At 58.3% G+C, this 20,566-nt stretch carries 22 protein-coding genes; 13 read left to right on the top strand and 9 right to left on the bottom strand.

All coding sequences use genetic code 11. The features are described 5' to 3' along the window. Positions 1-228: 228 nt before the first annotated feature. A complete protein-coding gene (locus J3R84_RS37350; RefSeq protein ID WP_225906445.1) occupies positions 229-441 on the bottom strand; it encodes a hypothetical protein in 213 nt (70 codons plus the stop codon). A gap of 19 nt (positions 442-460) precedes the next feature. On the opposite strand from J3R84_RS37350, the gene J3R84_RS37345 reads away from it, so the two are divergent. Continuing rightward, positions 461-754, top strand: a complete 294-nt coding sequence (locus J3R84_RS37345; RefSeq protein ID WP_203529116.1) for a hypothetical protein — start codon at positions 461-463, stop codon at positions 752-754. A gap of 259 nt (positions 755-1,013) precedes the next feature. On the opposite strand, the gene istB is transcribed toward J3R84_RS37345, so the two are convergent. Both istB and istA read right to left on the bottom strand, forming a co-directional pair. Beyond that, the gene (gene istB, locus J3R84_RS37340; RefSeq protein ID WP_203530155.1) at positions 1,014-1,769 is read right to left on the bottom strand and encodes an IS21-like element helper ATPase IstB; all 756 of its coding nucleotides are present in this window, start codon (positions 1,767-1,769) and stop codon (positions 1,014-1,016) included. 12 nt (positions 1,770-1,781) lie between these two features. Next, complete coding sequence (gene istA / locus J3R84_RS37335; protein ID WP_373688562.1) at positions 1,782-3,293, bottom strand: IS21 family transposase; 1,512 nt, start codon at positions 3,291-3,293, stop codon at positions 1,782-1,784. A gap of 359 nt (positions 3,294-3,652) precedes the next feature. On the opposite strand from istA, the gene J3R84_RS37330 reads away from it, so the two are divergent. Further along, on the top strand, positions 3,653-3,868 hold the full coding sequence (locus J3R84_RS37330) for a hypothetical protein (protein WP_203528572.1): 216 nt from the start codon (positions 3,653-3,655) through the stop codon (positions 3,866-3,868). A gap of 723 nt (positions 3,869-4,591) precedes the next feature. Next, positions 4,592-5,029 (top strand): hypothetical protein, encoded by a 438-nt coding sequence (locus J3R84_RS37325; RefSeq protein ID WP_057207688.1) that lies wholly within the window; start codon positions 4,592-4,594, stop codon positions 5,027-5,029. A gap of 215 nt (positions 5,030-5,244) precedes the next feature. Here J3R84_RS37325 and J3R84_RS37320 read toward each other — a convergent pair whose 3' ends face one another. After that, positions 5,245-5,451, bottom strand: coding sequence for a cold-shock protein (locus tag J3R84_RS37320; RefSeq protein WP_057207687.1), 207 nt, complete (start codon positions 5,449-5,451; stop codon positions 5,245-5,247). Between the two features lie 2,356 nt (positions 5,452-7,807). Here J3R84_RS37320 and J3R84_RS37310 point away from each other — a divergent pair. After that, on the top strand, positions 7,808-8,128 hold the full coding sequence (locus J3R84_RS37310; RefSeq protein ID WP_057207685.1) for a hypothetical protein: 321 nt from the start codon (positions 7,808-7,810) through the stop codon (positions 8,126-8,128). A gap of 2 nt (positions 8,129-8,130) precedes the next feature. On the opposite strand, the gene J3R84_RS37305 is transcribed toward J3R84_RS37310, so the two are convergent. Beyond that, a complete protein-coding gene (locus J3R84_RS37305; protein ID WP_113567923.1) occupies positions 8,131-9,792 on the bottom strand; it encodes an IS66 family transposase in 1,662 nt (553 codons plus the stop codon). A gap of 499 nt (positions 9,793-10,291) precedes the next feature. Here J3R84_RS37305 and J3R84_RS37300 point away from each other — a divergent pair, with 499 nt between their 5' ends. Continuing rightward, positions 10,292-10,573: a hypothetical protein gene (locus J3R84_RS37300; RefSeq protein WP_156407948.1), complete on the top strand. Its 282-nt coding sequence runs from the start codon at positions 10,292-10,294 to the stop codon at positions 10,571-10,573. Positions 10,574-10,679: 106 nt separating this feature from the next. Beyond that, on the top strand, positions 10,680-11,069 hold the full coding sequence (locus J3R84_RS37295; RefSeq protein WP_057207682.1) for a hypothetical protein: 390 nt from the start codon (positions 10,680-10,682) through the stop codon (positions 11,067-11,069). Positions 11,070-11,128: 59 nt separating this feature from the next. Here the strand turns inward: J3R84_RS37295 and J3R84_RS39235 are convergent, their stop codons facing one another. Beyond that, positions 11,129-11,596, bottom strand: coding sequence for a dioxygenase family protein (locus tag J3R84_RS39235; RefSeq protein ID WP_373688538.1), 468 nt, complete (start codon positions 11,594-11,596; stop codon positions 11,129-11,131). Positions 11,597-11,602: 6 nt separating this feature from the next. Then, the gene (locus J3R84_RS39230) at positions 11,603-11,908 is read right to left on the bottom strand and encodes a hypothetical protein (RefSeq protein WP_373688537.1); all 306 of its coding nucleotides are present in this window, start codon (positions 11,906-11,908) and stop codon (positions 11,603-11,605) included. 203 nt (positions 11,909-12,111) lie between these two features. Between J3R84_RS39230 and J3R84_RS37285 the strand changes: the two genes are divergently transcribed. The 3 genes from J3R84_RS37285 (at position 12,112) to J3R84_RS37275 (ending at position 14,666) form a co-directional block, all read left to right on the top strand. Beyond that, positions 12,112-12,426 carry a hypothetical protein gene (locus J3R84_RS37285; RefSeq protein ID WP_057207681.1) on the top strand — a complete coding sequence of 105 codons (315 nt, stop codon included), beginning with the start codon at positions 12,112-12,114 and terminating at the stop codon, positions 12,424-12,426. 352 nt (positions 12,427-12,778) lie between these two features. Continuing rightward, complete coding sequence (locus tag J3R84_RS37280) at positions 12,779-13,744, top strand: magnesium and cobalt transport protein CorA (RefSeq protein ID WP_203528570.1); 966 nt, start codon at positions 12,779-12,781, stop codon at positions 13,742-13,744. A gap of 403 nt (positions 13,745-14,147) precedes the next feature. Next, positions 14,148-14,666: a DUF4334 domain-containing protein gene (locus tag J3R84_RS37275; RefSeq protein WP_057207679.1), complete on the top strand. Its 519-nt coding sequence runs from the start codon at positions 14,148-14,150 to the stop codon at positions 14,664-14,666. Between the two features lie 130 nt (positions 14,667-14,796). Here the strand turns inward: J3R84_RS37275 and J3R84_RS37270 are convergent, their stop codons facing one another. Beyond that, positions 14,797-15,069 (bottom strand): DUF2188 domain-containing protein, encoded by a 273-nt coding sequence (locus tag J3R84_RS37270; RefSeq protein WP_057207678.1) that lies wholly within the window; start codon positions 15,067-15,069, stop codon positions 14,797-14,799. Between the two features lie 303 nt (positions 15,070-15,372). Between J3R84_RS37270 and J3R84_RS37265 the strand changes: the two genes are divergently transcribed. Beyond that, on the top strand, positions 15,373-16,356 hold the full coding sequence (locus J3R84_RS37265; RefSeq protein WP_057207677.1) for a L,D-transpeptidase family protein: 984 nt from the start codon (positions 15,373-15,375) through the stop codon (positions 16,354-16,356). A 683-nt stretch (positions 16,357-17,039) separates the two neighbouring features. Then, positions 17,040-17,921 carry an ArdC family protein gene (locus J3R84_RS37260; protein ID WP_057207676.1) on the top strand — a complete coding sequence of 294 codons (882 nt, stop codon included), beginning with the start codon at positions 17,040-17,042 and terminating at the stop codon, positions 17,919-17,921. 274 nt (positions 17,922-18,195) lie between these two features. On the opposite strand, the gene J3R84_RS37255 is transcribed toward J3R84_RS37260, so the two are convergent. Next, positions 18,196-18,669, bottom strand: coding sequence for an Lrp/AsnC family transcriptional regulator (locus J3R84_RS37255; RefSeq protein ID WP_057213829.1), 474 nt, complete (start codon positions 18,667-18,669; stop codon positions 18,196-18,198). Positions 18,670-18,827: 158 nt separating this feature from the next. Between J3R84_RS37255 and J3R84_RS37250 the strand changes: the two genes are divergently transcribed. Both J3R84_RS37250 and J3R84_RS37245 read left to right on the top strand, forming a co-directional pair. Beyond that, on the top strand, positions 18,828-19,724 hold the full coding sequence (locus J3R84_RS37250; protein WP_225968640.1) for a DMT family transporter: 897 nt from the start codon (positions 18,828-18,830) through the stop codon (positions 19,722-19,724). A gap of 503 nt (positions 19,725-20,227) precedes the next feature. Beyond that, a complete protein-coding gene (locus J3R84_RS37245) occupies positions 20,228-20,536 on the top strand; it encodes a DUF736 domain-containing protein (RefSeq protein WP_057213826.1) in 309 nt (102 codons plus the stop codon). Positions 20,537-20,566: the final 30 nt, after the last annotated feature.

The raw sequence follows: 20,566 nt of genomic DNA, 5'->3' as shown, positions 1-20,566 counted from the left end.
CAAATCCGTCGCGGAAGTCTTGATTGTCGTAGCGTGAGCCTTTTGAACAACCGCTTTCGGTTTCATTTGCCGAGGAAAAGCGGGGGCGTGTTCACCAACCCTGACACTAAAAATTGCGCACAACGACCCTAGGCAATGAGTAGTATTTGCTCGGGCTCGCCTCGGGTTGGGAAGCTCAGGGCGGCCAATTCCAGCCTTTCCCTAACTCGTGACGATGGCGTGTTAAAGTCAGACCTTTCCCGAAAATGGCACCAGCTTGCTGCTTTGCCGTTCGTCAGGTCGCCTTTCCTTTCGCAGCAACTGCGGTGAGACGTTCCATTGGCGGGCGTTGTCGCCGTGCACAGTCACCGTTTTGCGGTTGCGACGGATGACGATTCCAGCCTGCGTCTGGCCGTTACTGTCTTCGAATATCACGCGCTCGCCGATCGCCAGTTCAAGCAAGGCATGCGTCCTTCTGCTGATGCAGAAAGTGCAGCCGGTCGACGACCGCATCGTGCAATTCGATCAGCTCTACTTCGCTCGAGGTATCAAGGTCGAACTTCTGTATGCTGGCTCCATTCATGAAGATGGTTGCCTGGAACATGCGCCAACGCAATCGCGCCGCACCAACAACCCACAAGATCCTCCGGCAAAAGGGGAAATCCGCCGCCGTCACCGTTTCTGCCCCATGTCCTACCAGGCAGGAGCGTCCGGACCCGATTTGGCGTGTGCTAACTACATGAACTTGCTTTCAATGTACGGCCTAACAAAATGAAAAGTTCAGTTTACTTCCGCCACGCAAACTCTACTGCAGAAAGGGTCTGATTGTGGATATGGCGAGGTGCGCTGGTTTCGGATTAGAAATCCTTTGAGATGCCACTTGGCTGCGTATTCCGATGAAGCCGGCCATTGATTCCGATTTGAAGCCGGCCAGTCATTCCGATTTCATTCCGGCCGGCGTTCCGATTTGAAGGCGGCCATTTCTCGGACTGATCCTGGGTCTGTTTGATGTTTGGATCGGGTTTTGTTTCAGGTCAAGTTTGAGGTGTTTCAGCGGCGACCAGCGGACGCTGTTTTCGCATGCTGTCGCCGGTCAGATCGATGCGGTATGCGTTGTGAACGAGGCGATCCAGAATGGCATCGGCGAGCGTTGGGTTTGCAATGATCTCGTACCAGTGATCCAGAGGCACCTGACTGGTGACGATTGTCGAGCGACGCTCGTAGCGGTCTTCGATGATCTCGAGGAGGTCACGCCGCTGATCATCGTTGAGTTTTTCCGGTCCCCAATCATCAAGAATAAGCAGGTCGGTCTTGGCGAGGGATTTGAGGATCCTGCCGTATCGCCCGTCGCCCCTTGCAAGGGCAAGAGTTGCAAACAGCCGCGGGACGCGGTGATAGGCGACGGAGAAATCCTCGCGGCATGCTTTGTGGCCGAGTGCGCAGGCCAGCCAACTTTTGCCAACACCGGCTGGCCCGGTGATGAGAAGACTGTGGTGCTTGCGGATCCAGTCGCAGCCGGCAAGCGCCATGAACAGATTGCGATCGAGGCCGCGTGCAGCACGAAAGTCGGCATTCTCGATCTGCGCGTCGTGGCGAAGCTTGGCAGCCCTGGCGCGGGCTTCGAAGCGCTTCTGTCGACGCATGGTGGCCTCGCGTTCGAGCAACATGGCAAGCCATTCTGCATGCTCGAGGCCACGTGCTTCTGATTGTGCATCGAGCTCCTGGAAAGCGGCTGCCATGCCGTAAAGGCCGAGTTCGCGCAGCATGTCGATGGTGGGGTTGATCAGCAATGGTGTGTCTCCTCAATGAAAATAATCAGGGCCACGCAGGTTGGCGTGATCGATAATGGCGGTCGGTTCGGTGGAATGGCGCGCGGCCTTGTGGTTGGCGATGAGCGAGGCAATGCTCTTGCAGTTCAGTCCACCGATCTCGACGGCGCGGGCTGAAACGGCCTCAGCCCGATTGCGTTCGATGTCGCGAAACAGCCGCAGGACACCCAGGCATGTTCGAAAGCCCTGTTCGGGATGAGGACGGCTGGAAAGAATTGCGATGACCAACCCTTCGGTCTGAGGGCCGATGGATGCGGCCCAGCGCCGAAAGCGATCCGGTGTCCACTCGGCATAGCGCCGGTGGGAACTGGGCATATGATCCGGATCAGTTCCATGGCGAGGACCACCATAGCGGCGCTGATGCACGGCAATGCGCTTGCCGCGGTGGAAGATCTCGATGGTGCGTGCCGTTGCCCTCAGATCGACCTGCTGGCGAATGAGGCTGTGCGGCACGGAATAAAAGAAAGTCTTGAACTCGACGTGGTAATCCGTCGAGACGCGGACCAAACGCCATTCGGCGAATTCGTAGTCTTCGCTCGGAAGACTTGCGAGTGCGGCACGCTCAACGCTCTCAAACAGTTGCCGGCGACTGACGCCCAACCGGCGCATGACGTGGCCGTTGATGCGATCGAGTGCCTGGCCAATGGCAACATTGGCCTCAGCAAGCGAGAAAAAGGTCTGATTGCGCAATCGCCCCAGAATGCAGGACTGGGCAAACCGGACGCCATTCTCGACTTTCGATTTGTCCTTCGGCCGTCGCGGCCGTGCCGGAAGAACACCGACGGCGTAGTGCGATGCCATCATGCCGTAGCTGCGGTTGATCTCGGGATCGTAAAAGCTGGCACGACTGACGCCTGACTTCAGATTGTCGGGAACGATCAGCCGGGGAACGCCTCCAAAGAAACGAAACATCCGGACATGCGAGCCGATCCAGTCGGGGAGCGTTTGCGTCCAGGTCGCGTCCGCATAGGTGAAGCTGGATGCGCCGAGCACCGCCACGAAGATCTCTGCCTCGCGGATCTCGCCGGTCTTGCGATCGACAATCGGGATCTTCTTGCCGGAATAGTCGACGAACACCTTGTCGCCGGCCGCATGCTCCTGGCGCATCGTCGGCGAAAGCCGCTGCTCGAAACCGCGAAAGAGTTCGCAGAAGCGACTGTAGCCATATCCTTCGGGATGCGAGCCACGATACTCCTCCCACAGGATGAGCAAGGTGACACCAGGCTTCTTGAGCTCGACAGCAAGATCGGCCCAGTTCGGCTCGACGCGTCTCCTCGCGCCCTGTTTGACGCCGTTGCGAGTGAAGAGCTTGTTCGCAAGCGCATCGTCGGTCAGTTCGCCCGGCAAGGGCCAGGTCAATCCAACCGCTGCTGCGCGCCGCAGATTATCCTGCACCGTACTGCGCGCTATTCCCAACACGACGGCAATCTCGCGGGAGCTCGTCCCGCTTCCGGCAAGCCGCAGCATTTGTCGTAACTGTCTCATGGTCAGCCTTCTCTTTGCCGGCATCAAAATCTCCACGTTTGTCGTGGTGTAATTGATGCCAAAGTTGCTGACCCAGGAGGTAATGTTCAGTGCCGAAAACCGGCCGGTCTTTGATTGGAACGGTGGCCGGCTTCAGATCGGAATGGTGGCCGGTCTTTGATCGGAATGGCGGCCGGCTTCACGTCGGAATCCGCAACTTGGCGGCCTTGCGTTTGGGTCAGAAAATTCGGCAGCAAGGCGCGGGGCTGCCATTTTCAACCCGCACATCGCCCGGCTGTTTTAGTTGTCGGGCGACATGCAAACCTGGTCCGGTAGCGATACCTAAAACTAGTCTCTCTTCCACACATTAGGAGGGGCTGATGGGCGCGGAGGCAGTTACGAAGTTCTCGGCGGGAATGGTGCGGAACGATGGAGTGCTCGCGCCGCACGAAGTGACTGCAATGCTGCGGCTCAAGAAGCTGTGGGCAGAGGCGCATCGCGTGAATAGGAAACTGCCTGTCCATACAAGGATCCAAGCCGGTTTTGGCGATCCTGTCGCCAGCATCCGATTTGCACAGCATGTGCCTATGTCGTGACCCTTTGGCGCGTATGTCCGCAGTTGAGCAAATTCCCCGGCGCTGATGCTCACAGCTGTCGAGGGAAAATCAACCCATGCGCCGCATCGATCTGGTGGCCGGATTTTCGCTACAGGGATGTCGCGCGAAAGAGTGCGGTGGCTTTGCCTTTCCAAGGATGGATTAAGCAAACGCCCAAAAGCGCGTAGACGTATTGCGAAAAATTGCGCCGTATGTCGAAACGGTTGATGCCCAAGTTGAAGATTTCAAGGGTACCATGCTTGGCACAATTGATGAAAGATGAGGACCCGTTGCCCGGCGGGCCCGTCAGTTTCATTCAATACCGATCGGCCGGAACCCGGCGCAGGGGTTACCTACTGGACAATCAGGGGGCGATGGGTTGCCGGTTTGGGAGAACCGATACAACGGGTGTGGCAGTTCGCGAGCAATTCGCCGGGTGTTTCGTCGGGAGTGCGGACCGTGTCCGACCAAGCCCAAAGGCGGTTCACCATCTCCAAACCTCCAATTGCGCCATGATCCCGCACGTTTCGTCGTTTCGCCCAGATCATGATGCCTCAATCGTTGTTTTGAAAGACGAGTTCAAAAACGAGCGAATTTACGCACCAAAGCTCCATTCCAGCTACGATATTGCCTGTCACCAGCATCGTGATTGGACAGCGCCAACGACTAGGAACAGGCTGGTGCTGGGCTGGCTCTCGCAACGTCGTTTGATTGGAGGCGACAATGAAGCATCACACCTTGGAGCAGTTGCAGACCATCGCGCAGATAGAGCCAATTTTCGGCGCGCGCGGGATGACACGCCGACAGCGACTGGAACGTTGGGCCGAGTTGCTAGAGCAAATTCGGCACAGGCACCTCGACACGCTTCATGAGACCGAGTTCCAGTTTAGCGACGAACGAAATGCACTGCGTAGCGACTACTCGCCGATAACGGTTGCCTTCCGCGATCCAGTGCTGCATGCGGCCGGCTTGGACAACGACACCTACGGCGAGGCGAAACGGTTCTTTGAGATCAGTGACGAGGAACTGCATGACATCGTCTGCTACTGCCACTTCGGCAGGACGGTGAGTGCGGCTGCAGCGGCTCGCCAGGTCCGAAGCTTACTCTCGGAGCGTCCGCAAAGCTTCTGGTCGGCGGTGGCTGCATTCTTTGTCGCCTAGGTGCCCTTGAACCCGATTTTTGCCAATCTATGTGGGCGCAATGGACGCCGCTGAGTTGCCTCAAGGGTGACATGGTTCTGTAACGAAAATGCGGTTGATTTGCGTTGCTGACAACGAACTTGTGCCTTGATGTCGTAGGCAGATCTGGAGTTCATTACGTCGCCTACCATTGGCCGGCGCAGCCGGCCAATGGTAAAGTTACGCTGGGAGCCGTGTCAGGCCCGCAGGTTGTCAGCCGATGTCTTGCCTGATTTGCGGTCCTCGACGAGATCGTAGCTGATCTTTTGGCCGTCGTTCAGACCACGCATGCCTGCCCGCTCGACGGCAGACGCATGGACGAAGACGTCCGTGCCGCCATCGTCGGGCTGGATGAAGCCATAGCCCTTCGTCGAATTAAACCACTTCACGGTACCAGTCGCCATAACATTCCCCTTCGTGAGCCTTGGAACCAGGGGTTCGCACGGCGTTTGTTGCGCCATCAAAACTAATGGATCGGGCGGAGAAGGGAAGAGGGTGCTTGAAATTAAGTGTTCTGAGAGGTTCCTTCGTACCCTTACCGCCGCGCGCATCTTCGTCTGTAAATTTCGCGACCTCTGTGGAAGCATCAGAGGCCGGCACGGCCTCGGGGCGGCAGTCAGCTGACTTAAGCGAGCCCGGTGAGGTTTGATTTGTTGTCTGCAGACAACGATGTCGGTTGACTATGCAGCAAGACAGCACGCATAGGTGGTATTCAGGGGATTTGACCTGGCCCGGTACATGCGTTGTTGTCTGCAGACAACATGGGACGATGCATGAGCCCCGCTCGTCATAGCCGCCGCCAGGCGCGTAGGCGCATCCCTAAGTAGGCAGCGGCGTCAAACCGCGGCGCTGTTTCGGCAACGCATGCAGTTTCCCGGTGGACGAATGCCAAGGCGAAGTGTTTGTGCGCGTCGTGCTGCCCTGCTTCAGTGCCAACGACATTTGAGATTGGATTGGACTGCATCGTCGCGTCGCGCTGGCTGCGTTGGGTCGACGGCCCGCTCTCGTTGTTGTCTGCTGACAACAACCGGGCTCAAGACTGCCGGAAGCCGGGAAACGCGTTCTGGCTTATTTTTCGTTGTGCCGGCCTGGTCGGAGCTCAAAACGGGTGATCTCTCCCTAGATGCGCCCTCTTCTAGACTGCAGGTGTTGGCAAGGGGGCGACGTTGTCTGCAGACAACATGGCGCCTTCCGTTTCACCAAGTGTCCGTTACGGCGGGCCAGCGGCTATCACCCCGTGTGGGCAATTTTGAAGATATGGAACCTGGGATTCTCGTCTGCGTTGATCGTTAGGAAGGAGATCCTAGATGCAAGATGACAAGACGAAGACAACCAGCCCTCGCCGGCTCGCGGCAGGTAGCCAGAAATATGAAGTCGGCTATTTCGCAAAAAAAGCACGGGATCAAGGAGAGTGACGCCCGGCGTATCATCAAGCAGCATGGTGGCGATCGCGACGCTGCTGATAGAGCCGCCAATCGGCTGCGGGGATAGTTGGGCATATGTTCGTCGCTGCTGTTGACGCAGGGTGGGAGCAATTACTCGCGTCCACCCAGTGAGTGACAATGTGCCCATGGGCACCGCGGTGGATCGCGTTAGCTTCTGCATCTGGAGCGGTATTTGTCGTTGCCTTCTGAGGTCATAGCGTGTTGCCGCGCTACATCGGTTGGCGCCATGGGACCCGGGCGAGCCACCGGAGTTTGAAGCCCTATCGCGGTAAGGCTGGTATGCGGCCGGCATAAAAAGTGCCCGCGATGGGACATATTTCAATGCGAGCCTGCTGTTCGGGACAAGATGGGATGAGCGCGACTCTACCGAGCGATCGATTCATTAAGCGTTGCCAATTGGAGCATTGGCGGGGATATCGCCTCCCGGGTCGACTGTACTGAATGCGTATTGTTGGCTTCGGTCTTCCAATCGTCGCTTTCGTGAAGACGTGCCATTCTATACGATCGGCGTGATACGCATGCCGGCATCGCAACGCACTTGCGGTACGCGATGGGAATTTCTTGCCAGGCTAACTGGATTGGATAAGGCCGTACAGGCCGGGCTACTTCGCATGGCAACCTGAGCGCCGACACACGCAGCAAGTTGGAATGATTGCCATGGCTGGGACCCCGTCGATTGCCGTTGAAGGGGGCTGTGTACGGGCGTCGTCTACCAAATCTTTCAGCTTCCAGATTTTGTAATTGCGGACCATGCTCGCGAAGCGGCCCAGTTCGGCACCAATTGCCGATCCTGCTTCGAGCGATATTCTTCTCGTCGATCGTGCATCGGGCGATCGCCGGTTCAACCTCGGTCGTCGGGTAACGCTCAGGACGCCGGCCAAAACTTGCGACATTACGATTGTACATTACCCGGATTCAGTGTTGAAGTTGGTATCATATCAAGTTGACTCAAACGGTAATGCCTTTGACATACAGTTGACGGAGGCTAGAATGCCTATACTGGCGCGCCCAAGCGGCGCGAATGGCATGATAAATCACCCCCAGCAGTCGATCCTATCCGACCGAGCGCAACGCTTGCAACGCCAAGAGTGACGGAAGGGAATGACCGATTGGCTTCTGATTGCCAGAACTCTGCAGCATATTCAATTAGTTAACAATCACAGATTTCGACTAGGGATGCGACAAGAACGGGTACGTGGGGCAGAAAGGGTGGCGGCGCCGAAACTCAGTTGGTTGATGATGTTGTGGGTAGCTGGTGATCCGCGTTGCATTGGTCGAATTTCGGAGTGACGATCGCTCTGGATGGAGGCCCAGGATGCACGGGATCGACCTTGACGCATTGAATGAAGCAGAGCTGATCGAATTGCACGACGCGGTTGTCGATCGGCTCCACTTTCTGCATCAGCAGAAGACGACGCATGCCTTGCTTGAACTGGCGATCGGCGAGCGCGTGGTGTTCGAAGACAATAACGGCCAGACGCAGGCCGGAATCGTCATCCGTCGCAACCGCAAAACGGTGACGGTGCACGGCGACAACGCCCGCCAATGGAATGTCTCACCGCAGTTGCTGCGAAAGGAAAAGCGGCCTGACGAGGAGCAGAGCGGCAAGCTGGTGCCGTTTTCGAGAAAGGCCTGACTTTAATTCGCCATCATGACGAGTTGCGACAAAGGTGGAATTGGCCGTCCAGCGCTTCCCAACCCGAGGCGATCCCCCAGGAAATGATAGAAGGAGATGCCGAGCTTTTGGCAGGTCTTCATCAGTCCGAGCATGACGTCGCGGGCAATGCGACCGTCGGCACTTATGGTGCCGCCGGAGATCTTGCGCCTGGTGACGAAGGAACGAATATCGTTCTCCGACGCGTTGGTGTGCAGTGGAATATATGGGTGCTCGAGAACTTTGAGCAGTTCAGCCTTTCGTCGGTGGAGACGCAAGAGCAACTTGTCGAGCTCGGTATAGCCGGTACGTCGCGCGAATATTTTGTCGAACCTGCGCCGAAACCCGGTGATCAACTGCGGGGAAGGTTGTTGTTTCCAGACCTTCAGCGCCTTGTAAAAGCGCCAGACGAGGTCACGGATCGTCGTGACCAGCCGTTCTTGTTTCGCTGTCGCCGGCATCAGTTTCTGCAGCAGGCGTTCCGCATGAATCCAGCACAAGGCGTGGTTGGCGACACGGAACTGACCCGCATCGTCCGAAACGATCACCGTGCTGCCGAGCAGGCCGTGATGGCGGATGGCGCCCCAGATCGCCGCCTCCGCAACAGGACGCAGAAGCTGTCGGTCGAGGATATCGATGCCCTTGCTGGCCAAATGCTCGAGGAACGCAACCTGATCGGTGAATACTGCAGGGGGATTGGTCTTGAGCCTGGCCATGATCGCGTGCTCGACGCCCTGCGCCTTCAACCAGTTCATCGCCTCGTCATTGAGAACATAATCCTGATGGCCCGATCGCAGGACGGACAGGAAATTAAGCCGCGATTTGGAGAAGCTGGTGCGAAAGGTGGAAAAACGCTCGCCGCCAATCTGGGTGGTGGAGGCATTGCGCCGATTGTGCCATGCACCGGTATCGTCGACCGTGATGAACGGCGCCGACACCAGCCCGGCATGAAGAACCGCACTGTCTTCCTCGACGAACGGATCGAGGTTGGTGGTGAGCAGCCGGACAACCCGCCGCTTGGAGATCTCGACGCCGATGCTGTTGAGGATCGCGGTCAGGCGCGGCGTCGTGACCTGCCCCTGGGCATGCAGCGCCAGACAGGCGCGGCGCAGGTTCCGGCCAAAGCCGCTGGAGACCCCTTCCGGCAACGGCGCGACGACGCCTTCAGGCGTCAGCCAGCGCTCGCGGCGGTAGTTCACAAGTTCTGCCGCCAGCACCAGATCGCGCACGAAGAAGCTCTTGTAGCCTTTGAACCGAGAACCTTCAGGCGCATCGGCCCTCAGTGTCACGGTGCGGGTGATCCGGTTCCGGTCACGCTTGGGGCCGCGTGGCGATTTACCAGCCGCACGATCACCGTTACCGGGTTCTGTCGCCTTCTCCATGCCGGACGGTCGAAACGGCGGACGCGGCGGCAGTTTCTTCAAGCGCGCAATCTCGTCGCGCAGCTGTTGGTTCTCAGCCTTAAGACGTGAATTGTCGAGCCGAAGTTGGGCATTGTCTTCCCGCAAGGCTGCGTTCTCGGATCGCAGTGTTGCGACCTCTGTCTTGAGCGCGTGCAGTTCCTCGACAAGGCCACCGACGAGACGGCGCATCGCCACCAGGGACAGCGTCTCAACATGCTCGACCGAGGGCAGCCGCTTCTTCATGACTGGAGGAACCAAGCGGCGGCCGCCATGACGCCCACTGCCGTCAGGCACAATTGGGCGAGAGGCCAAGTCCGTTGGACAAACGCTTGAGGTGCAAGCCGAGCGAGGCTTGACTCCCGACTCCACCATCTCCGCCGGCAATCACCACCATTTGTCGTAATAGCCGCGCCAGCTCCCCACCACCTGATGTGAAGGATGCTTGGTTCGCGTAGCGCGCGGCGCCTCGAACCCATAGAAAGGATGTGCGCCGTCCACGGCTGCTATTGGTCCGGTGCTGAGACGGTTGCTACGTGGGAATTTTTATCTCAGAACCTGTAGACCGTCAGGGTTCCAGCTCTCGGCTCGAATCGGTCCAATCCGCCCCCTTCGGGTGGCGCCACTGGCGGCCCGGCCCGATTTGCAAGTGGGCCGATCGTTCGCTTACGAGACCGATATGTGCTTATATCGACAACTTGTCTTTGGTTTGCTTTAATTACGCAATCACAACGTGGGGGCTTCTATGGCTTGGGACGGTTGGAACAGAGATGGCGATGGATGTGTCAGGATATCTGCAGTCCTGGCTTGGAAAAGTGCAGCACTGCTAGGCGAAAATGCCGATATCGGCTTGCGGATTGAGTTCTCGGACGAACCGGCATCGCACCACGTCAGCGCGCTTCAGTTCGGCCTGACAGCGGCGCAAGCGAGAGCCTTGAGCGCCGATCTGGCAGCTCATGCCGATAAACTGGAAGCGCAGCAATTCGGCATAGCCACATCGATGGGAGATCGACAGCACGCCAGTTGACGCGATGCCTGAGCGGCGCGCACGGCGTGTTGTCGGTCTGCAAGCGCTCCCATGCGCGCTGATGCGTTCGTACTCTGCCATAACCTTCGTCGAGAGGAGAAACCGTATGTTCAGTGAATCCGGGGTCCAAGGTGAGGTCGAGGCCGCTGGTGAACTTGGTACTCGTTGGCTGGAGCCACAATCAATCGCTGTCGAGATTCTGCATCCTTCGTTGCTCACGGCGCTTGAGCAACGCAACGACGTGGCGGATTTTCAAGGCTTCCTGGCCCGTGTCTATGAAATGCCGGGAGATACCCAAAACGGCTTCTTTCATATCGCCGTCAATCCTACGATATCCGAGGCTGCAGGCCTCCATACCGTCAGCTTGATCATGGGCGAAAGGTATGCGGAAGACATTGAGCTTGCCATCGGTCCGATCTGGCTCGATGCAGGTGACGAAAATGAAGCGGCGGCCGAACTCTACGCAATCTTGAAGGATGTCGGCCGGCTCGCCTGACCTGAGGGAAACACAGACCTTCGGGGTTCGCGGCGATTGGCCCGGCCCGCAAAGCGAATCTATGCGCCTGCGACACCGATAGTGTAGCTTGCTTGCAGAATGCCGATTTCGAGCCGTTCGACGTCGAAGATGAATTCCGACGCCTCCGCCGCAGAAAAAACGCTGTCGCTGCCGTTCATCGTATCGCGCTGCGGGCGCGCTGCATAATCGGGGTGGCCTTGATAGACGATATCGCTGAGCGGTTCGTCGAACAGGAGTTGCGTGACCAGCAACTCCATGCCCTCAATCACGATACGCAGATGGACATGGACGGTACGGCCACTGTACCAGCCAGGATAAATGCTGAGAAAATTCACACGGCCCTCGGCGTCGCTGATCTGCCTGCCCCGCAAAAACGCGAGGCTGCTGGCGTCTTGATCGTCCGCGTTGCACATCCCTGCCGCGCGCCCGGAATAAACGCCGCGCGTATCGGCATGCCAAATCTCGACGTCTGCACCTTTTATCGGGTTGCAATCCTCGGACCGCAAAAGGCGCTAGCTGATGCGGGTGGGCAGTCCGTTGACGCCTTCCGTCACGTCGCGTCGGATGGGAACGTCATTGGTATGGCAGGGACCGAGGGTCTGCGCGAGGGTGGTGACGCATTGGGGCTGTTCGCGAAACACCGGATCGGGCAAGTCAGCGGGTACTCCAGCCGTCCCGCCGGCTCGCAGCCCCGAGGCGGTCCAGTCGATGCTGTCACGCGACACCGCATCGCCGCCGCCGCTCCTGCCGGCCAGCAGAGCAACGTTTGCTCCTGCCAGAAGGGCTCCTGCTCCAAGAATGATGGTACGTCTTCTCATCGCCTGGCCGTTCCCAAAGTTCGCAACAAAGACGCCCCCTGCACACCAATAGAACAACAGCGACAGTGAGCAAAATTACGTTTTCGTCACACGACGCGTTTCGCGCCAGTACTTGTCACCAGTATGTCAAAGTTAATTGTGTGAGGGCGCCCCTTAAGATCAGCATGGCGAGCTATGACGTCGGAACCGAACAGGATGTCTGAATGCCCGATTGGCGCGCCGTAATCCTTGAGCAGGCAGAGATCGCCATGGCGGTCGAGAGAGTTGTACTGCAGGCCCTGTCACGCGAGCAGCTTGCCAAGGCAGAAGCGCTTCACCTGTGGTCACGGGTTGGGGAACTTTGCGTCAAGGCGCAAACCGTCGGCGACGAAATGGAAGACGGCAACGCGGATCTCGAGGCGATCAAGGATTTCGAGGCGATCGAGGACATGTATCGCGCGCTTCATGCCTCGCTCGACGCGCGCCTGGTGATGATGGCAGGGCTCGGCCCGCTGGTGTGCTCTGACGGACTTCACTGAAGGTCGAGCGCATATCCAGTCGGCGAAAGCACAGAAACTTGTCTTTTGCCGGCTACAGACTCTACTGCAACGGAGGCTCACCATGTCGCTATGGGTGAGCAGCGTTTGGCCGTGTAGTCAGCCGATTCGGTGCGGACCGCGGATAGTTGGCCGTGCCGACCGCGGTCGGTTGTGCACGAAGGCAGTTGCTCTTACTGCAGTCGGTGGGTATGCCGATGCGTTGGAAGCAGGTCGGATCTCGTTGCTTTGTTGCCAATAACCGACCGGCACGCCGCTCTTGTCGCACCGTTACCTGTCCCAGGCACCAATCTCAACGGGCCCTTTTCCAGCCCCCGCAATATGGATCGAACTGATGAGTGTCGTCGCGTCGTATTTGTATCGCAACGGAAAGCGTGCGGATACGCTCGAGCTTTCCGGACAAGCGCGGGTAATGGATGAAAGCGAATTCGCCTGGATAGGGCTTCACGACCCGACGCCGGAGGAAATGACGGCAGTTGCCACGGCATTCGGGCTTCACCCACTTGCCGTTGAAGATGCGCTCAATGGAAATCAGATCGCCAAGGTGGAGGTCTACGGCGAGCAACTGTTCGTAATTGCCAAGACTGCCCATCTGGAGAAGGACAAGATCGTCTACGGTGAGACGGCGATCCTTGTCGGCAGACACCACATCATCACAGTCCGGCAGGGCTCGGCACGCAGTCACACAGAGTTGAGAGCACAGCTCGAGGCATCGCCGCAATTGCTGGCGCGAGGGACCGACTATGTCCTTCATGCGGTCATCGATTTCATTGTCGACGGCTACCTGCCGATCGTTCAAACGATCGAGGACAAGGTTCTCGGCATGGAAAAACACATGCTTGTAGCCTTTCTAGAGCGGGATGAAATCAGGCGAATTTTCCGGCTGCGGCGGCAGGTCATCCTGTTCCAACGCATTCTCGGTCCCATGTCGGAAGTCGCCAGCAAACTGGTTCATCTGGAACTTCCGTGCGTCGACGATAACGCCAGACCATATTTCCGCGACGTGCTGGATCATATCAGACGCGTCGAAGGCATGGTTGCGGGTTTGCGCGAGGTCATCACATCTGTGTTTGAAGCCAGTAACCTGCTCGAACAACAGAGACAAGGAACGATCACGCGACAGCTGGCTGCATGGGCTGCGATCCTTGCGGTGCCTACCGCTATTGCGGGCATTTACGGCATGAACTTCAAACACATGCCCGAACTCGACACGCTCTATGGCTACTACGTGGTTCTCGGGGCGATCGTCTTTCTCTGTGTGGTGCTCTTCTTGCGCTTCCGCAAGGCTGGGTGGCTTTAGCACAACGAGCGCTGCGTCAGCCTGCGTGGGAGAGGCCCTGGTGGGGGGAGCGTAGTCGTTGAGGGAGCAGAGGATCGACGCCTGGACCATGGAGGTACGCCTTTGGCGCCTGTTGGTTATCCTTCGGCGCGCTGGTATCATCGAAAGCACGCGCCGGCCGTTAAGGCAGAGAACCACGCGCGCCGGTTAGGGACGGGAACAATTTTGATGTGCCGCGCTTTCAGTAGTGCACGCGCAAAAACGATCCAGAACTTAATCCCTCCGGATCGTGTGCAAGATGAGCGACCCTTCTTGGAGGTCATCTTTTATGGTTCACGGCTACCACCCGACAGAAGGTAACCTGTGACCATGAAACCACGCACTCGTGTATCCTGTGATAGAATGTCTCTGCCAACAAAATGCTATGATTGATCTCTCGCCGATTACCACCGTGGAAGCCCTCGAACGCTTTCGCGAACTCCCACCCGCCTATAGGCGCGAACTCGCTGGCCTGTGGCGCGGCTCTGGATTGCCAACAGGCCATCCCTTGGATGGGGTTCTTGAAAACCTCGGCTGGTTTGGCAAGCGCTTTCATCCGAACCTTCGCGCCGATGCACTTTTGTTTCAGTTCGGTCCCAATCGACTGGTCGCGCTCGATCCGGCCTATATCCCGCTGGGATTGACATTGCGCCTGGGGTCAATCGGGCGCACCCGCTTGGCTCGTCATTGTTTTCGATTCCTGCAACGCCCCCTGCGGGCGTGTGGGCCAACCGCTACCCTCGAGATGCAGGACTTCGAAGGAATACGTTCAGCAGCCATGGTCTATGACCGGCAGCCAATCACGGACCGATTTCGACGGATGGGCGACGATCAGTTGTTTGGAATGATGTCGGCCCACCGTGACCCTCGGCCCTATTTCTTCATCCTGACGCGTCAGGAATAGCGCTGCCGCCGGCATAGTGCGTTGGGAACACACCTCTATGAGGCAGATGTCCAGTGTACCCAAGTTCTTAGCCGGCTATCCGCATAGCTTCGATGGGCGCGCTAAATATTTATGCCGCTGGTTCCACCAGCTATGAGGTTTCGTGCCCCGTTGGATGGTTGCCGTCATCGACGACTTCGGTGTCGGGCCGATCTTCGCCGTCAGCGTGTTCCTGGTGCCAATGCCCGGTTCGGTCTTGATACTCGATTTCCGCGTCTTTCCCCGCGCTTTGGTGTTCTTGAGCGGCTATGCGCGCGGCTTCAAGAGCATCGTCATGAGAGGGGAAAGTTTCCGAGAAGACATCGCCCGACTTGTACGCCCAACCACCGTCATGGGGGACAACCTCGTATCTCGCTTTCGTCATATACACCTCCGATGCAAGAATTCCGGTTTGACGACGCTAGGCTGTTTTTCTGCAACCCCATGGCTCCCGCCTAAACGTATGCGCGGTGTTTCAACAGCCGCAATGAGCGTCCCCAACCGGGCATGTCAGATCCCATATAGGGTGCCGAGATCATGTTTGTACCGCATCCAGAGCCTTCCACGGCATCACCGGCACACCCATCACCAATCTGCAGATCACTCGCATGTCCAAGACTTCCGATCGTTATCTTCCCGGCCGGGGCGTCGATTTGGAACAATACATGTGGACGCTCGTTGGAAGGCCATGAACAGAAACGAATTTGTTACAGCACTTACGATATCAACACTGATCTGCGGCCCCGCCATGAGTTTCGAACTTTTGCCAGAGACAATCAATACGGCGTCGCTCTATTCTATTCCAACAGCCGAAACGTCATCGACGCGTCCGGACAATCCGGATCCTGCCATTGTGCAACTTCAGGTGCTTTTGGACCGTGCCGGCGCCTCCCCAGGCGTGATCGACGGGTATTTCGGCGAGAATGTCAGCAAAGCGATCGCAGGCTTCGAGGCGATGAATGGGCTACCCTCCGATGGCAAGCTCGATCCGGAAGTTATCACTCGTCTCAACAACAATGCCCCGGTCGTTCAGAGCTACAAGATCACCGCGGCAGATACGACCGGCCTGGTTCAATCGATCCCGGCGGACTATGGTGAAAAAGCCCGGATGGATCACCTCGGTTATACGAGCGTGGCGGAGAAGTTGTCCGAGCGCTTTCATATGGACATCGACTTGATCACGACGCTCAACCCGCAAGCGTCCTTTGCCGCCGGAGAAACGATATCGGTAACGATGCCAGGCCCGCCCAAGGCCGGGAAGGTCAAACGGATCGAGGCCAACAGACGGACGGCACATCTCTATGCCTATGGCGAAGACGGCACCCTATTGGCAGTCTATCCAGCAACCATCGGCAGTTCCGAGACACCTGCACCGTCGGGTAAGCACAAAGTCAAGGGCGTGGCGCGAATGCCTACCTATGTCTACAACCCCAAGATCAACTTCAAGCAGGGCGACAACAGAAAAATTCTGACAATACCCAGTGGGCCAAATGGGCCAGTTGGCACCGTATGGATCGATCTTTCGAAGCCGACATACGGCATCCACGGGACACCGGAGCCTGCCCTTATCGATAAGGTCGGTTCGCATGGTTGCGTGCGCCTTGCAAACTGGGATGTAGAGGAATTGGCCGCGATGGTCGAACCAGGCGTCTCTGTCGAATTTGTGGAGTAACTTCCGACATCGAATGCGACCGCATGGATTGGCCTGCGCACCTCCCCGTTGAACGGAAAGCAACCGGCTCTTGATCCGGTATCAACTGTCGTGCGCAGATCTCAATAGGCGATCAAGCGGAGCTAGCTCACGCTGTTCTGATCCCACGCCACCGTTATTCACGCGATTAGCCCGGGGACGCCCGCGGGCAGCCTTTCTCGTCGCCATCCTGAGCATAAACACTCTCCGGCGGCCGCAGCGGCTTCATCCTCTACCGGCACTTGCGCGCCCCCTCCCCCGCCGCGTCGCAACCAATCATGGGGTTTCGCTCTGACAATGCGCCCGACCACCACCAGGTCGCCATTTCGCGCGGGGCCTGCGGAAATCCGCAGCAACTGTCGCCTCAATGCGCATTCGTGGGCCTGACCCGACCGGCTTTGCCTCTTCCGGTTATCCTCACGCGATCCGCAAGCCCGCAGACGAGGCGACGGAGCCCGGCAATAATCCGGCGATCGCGCGAGGCATGGCAATCGGCTCTTCCAGGGACCGGCGCGGCGTAGGGGAGCAGGCTGCTACAGGCCGCGGTGCAAGCAAGGGCAAGCCCTCCTTCACGTCCGTTTCGGCCCTGCGGGTGCATGCGCCGCTTATGGCCTTGCGCTGCTGGAAGCTCCCGCCGCTCAGGCGGTCCAGAAAGGAGCCACACCATGCACACCAAGCGCGACACCTATCAGATCATCACCGATACCATTCTCCAAGCCCTCGAAACCTGCGGACCCTGCGAGCGTCCCTGGGTCGGCCCGTCGCTGACCATGCCGGTCAACGCCGTGTCAGGTCACGAATACCGCGGCACCAACGTCGTCATGCTGTGGGTCGCCGCAAACGAGGCCGGCTACGCGGAAAATCAATGGGCGACCTTCAAGCAGTGGTCCGAAAACGGCGCAAGCGTCCGCAAGGGCGAAAAAGGCACCCCGGTCATCTGGTTCAAAATGCTCGAGCGCCAGGGCGACGAAGTCGGCGACATCGACGCCGAAGACGAGAATGGCCGCCGCATTCCCTGTGCCCGCCTCAGCTGGGTGTTCAACGTCGCTCAGCTCGATGGCTACCAACCCGAGAAGGCTCGCGCGCCCGAGCACAATCAGGTGTCCCCGATCGAAACGGCCGATGCCCTCATCACTGCGAGTGGCGCGAAAATCCGCCACGAAGGCGCAAACGCCTTCTACCGGCCCAGCACCGACGAAATCGTGCTGCCGCCGCAACACCTGTTCACCGGCACGTCCACCAGCAGCGCCACCGAGGCATTTTACGGCGTCGTTCTTCACGAGCTGACCCACTGGAGCGGACCACGGCTCAAGCGCGAGTTTGGCAAGCGCTTTGGCGATGATGCCTATGCCGCCGAAGAGCTGGTTGCCGAACTGGGCGCAGCGTTCCTCTGCGCCCGCCTGGGCGTTTCGGCCGAGCCTCGCGCCGATCATGCCAAGTATCTTGCCAGCTGGATCAAGATCCTGAAGGGCGACCGCAAGGCGTTCATCACCGCCGCCAGCAAAGCGTCCGAGGCCAGCGATTACCTGCTGGCTCTCCCAGACTGAAAGGAAGCGAAGGAGCGAGCTACCAGCGCGTCTTTAGACGCGCAAAGGTCGCTACAGCAGAGGCCGCCTCCTTCGCTAATTTTCGCTGCGTGGGGCCCCGCCAAGAACGGTTGGACATTTTGGTGCAGTTTGCCGGTCTTGTGTCGAGGTCCATAAACCGCCGCTCAGACAAGCGCACCGATTGGAAGGGTTGGGATCGCAGTTCATCGGCACTCGCGCGATTTGCCCTGCTCGATGCTGGCCGGTTTCTAGTTGGAAGTCCTGCGTTAAAGCCTCAAATCGGCAACAGGGCATCAGGCTTTACATCTGCAACGGATGCGTAGGTATGGGTCTCCCTTACACCGGGTAAAGGCAATATCACCCGCTCCAGAAAGTCCTGAAACATCGTCATGTCGGCAATTCTCGCTTTGACGAGATAGTCGAAGCCGCCGATGACCATGTGGCATTCCAGAACTTCCGATGCATTTGAGATTGCCTCGGCGAACCGCTCGAAAATGTGCGGAGCGGTGTGATCGAGGCGGACCTGAATGAACACCACTGTTCCCCGGCCAACCTTCTGCGGATCAAGGATCGCCCTGACGGCTTTTACATAACCCTCCCGGAACAGCCGTTTGAGGCGCTGGCTCGCCCCGGTCGGCGACAAGCCGACCCGGTTCGCCAATTCGAGCGTAGTACGACGACCGTCTTCCTGCAGCAGCCTCAGCAGGTTGCGGTCGATTGCGTCGAGTTCGGCAGCTTCTTGTTTCACGCAGCTTTATCCAAAGTTGAGCCATATTCACTTCTAAATCACGAAATAAGTATATTCAGACACGCACGCTTGAGCAATACGATGTGACCGTTGTTTCCCGGTACATTCGGTCGCCTGCCAATGGCCAGGCCGGGTCCCCTGCCCTTACGGAGGCAAGAGTGCGTATTTCGATCCTCGCAGACAGTGACGGCAGCAAGCGGATGGCTGTTATAGCAGGGGCAGCATTCGTCGCGATTACCACCGTGCAATTCGTGGCCGCCCGCTTCAGCTTGCGCGAACATCTGACCGCCGCCGATATCGTCGGCTTACGGTTTGCTGGCGCTCTTTTCGTCTTCCTGCCGGTGCTATGGAAGACCGGCACGGCAAAGCTGAGGCTGTTAGGCTGGCGCAAAGCCGGTCTGCTGGCACTGCTCGTGGGATTGCCTTACACCCTGATCATCAATCAGGGGCTTACGCACGCCCCGGCCGCCCATGCCGCAGCCCTGTCTCCCGCCTCCATCGTCTTCTTCTCGTTCCTGCTCTCGCGTCTCGTGTTCAAGGACAAGGTTTCCCGCGCGCGCATCATCGGCATGGTCGCGATCATCGGCGGACTGCTTCTGTTCGTTTCCCCCGCAGCCCTAAAGACAGGCGACACCCTGCGCGGCGATCTGCTCTTTGCGGGATCGGGGATCATGTTCGCGCTCTATGCGGTGCTGGTGAGGTTCTGGTCCGTTGACGCGAGAACGGCGGCGATCGCCGCTGTTCTCTTCTCCTGCTTGCCGCTGCCCCTGTTGTACATCGTGGCGCCGAGTGGTTTCGCAGCTGCCTCCATAGCCGAGATTGCGACGCAATTCGTGATCCAGGGCTTCCTTGCCGGTGCGGTTGCGATCGTGCTCTATACTTATACGGTTCATCAACTTGGCCCGCGAGAGGCCTCGCTGTTCATGCCGTGCATTCCAGTGACGACGTGTGTGGTCGGGATGGCAGTGCTCGAGGAAATGCTGACCCTTCCCCAGTTCGTTGCTATCGCTGCCATTACATTTGGAATGGTGTTCCCAATGCTACAAAAATCCTGAACTTCGCGGCAAGTTCACTGGCGTGGGCCATCGATAATCGACTTTGCCTGACATCACCTCCCTCCAGGCGACCAGTCGCGACTGAACGTTTTCGTTAGGCCTGTTGGATGCAACCGTCCCATCAGGTGTTAGATACCGTACTCGCGGAACATCGCGGCCTGCGGAAATGGATTGAACCTACGACACCGATCGGGAGGCTCCATTCGTCAGAGGTGCGATTGCCATGTCCCTCTCACCCACTGGTGACAGCGCTCCCTCGGCGGGCTCGATGAGGCGTGTCTGACCGAAGATCGGCTGCGCCTCGATCGTCCTTCCGCAACGGCAAGTCGCAGTTTTCTTACCCCTGTCAGCTGCGCCGCCATTCCTCGCGCACTAACAAAACTGCGACTTGCCGCCCTCCATTCCATTGCGGCCCTATGGGTGCGGACCAATCGTCCCCGGTCCTTGCGACAGCCATCGAGGCCGCAATGGTGCGGCCCGACACAGCGAAAAGGAACACGACAATGGCAACCATTGGCACCTTCACCTCCACCGAAAACGGCTTCAACGGCTCAATCCGCACCCTCGCACTCAACGTCAAGGCTCGCATTGCCAGGGTCGAGAACCCCTCCGACAAGGGGCCGCATTTCCGCATCTACGCCGGTAACGTCGAACTGGGCGCGGCCTGGCAGAAGACCTCCGATCAGGGCCGCGACTATCTTTCGGTGAAGCTCGACGACCCGAGCTTCTCAGCCCCGATCTACGCCACACTTGCAGAGGTCGAAGGCGAAGTTGACCTCAAGCTCATCTGGTCGCGGTTGAACCGGGACTGAGACTTAGATCATGGCCCCGCTACATCAGCG

It is taken from the genome of Ensifer canadensis (genome assembly GCF_017488845.2).
GTDB classification, from domain to species: domain Bacteria; phylum Pseudomonadota; class Alphaproteobacteria; order Rhizobiales; family Rhizobiaceae; genus Ensifer; species Ensifer canadensis.
The sequence above is the reverse complement of the archived record's forward strand: the minus strand, read 5'-3'. Positions and strand labels throughout refer to the sequence as shown.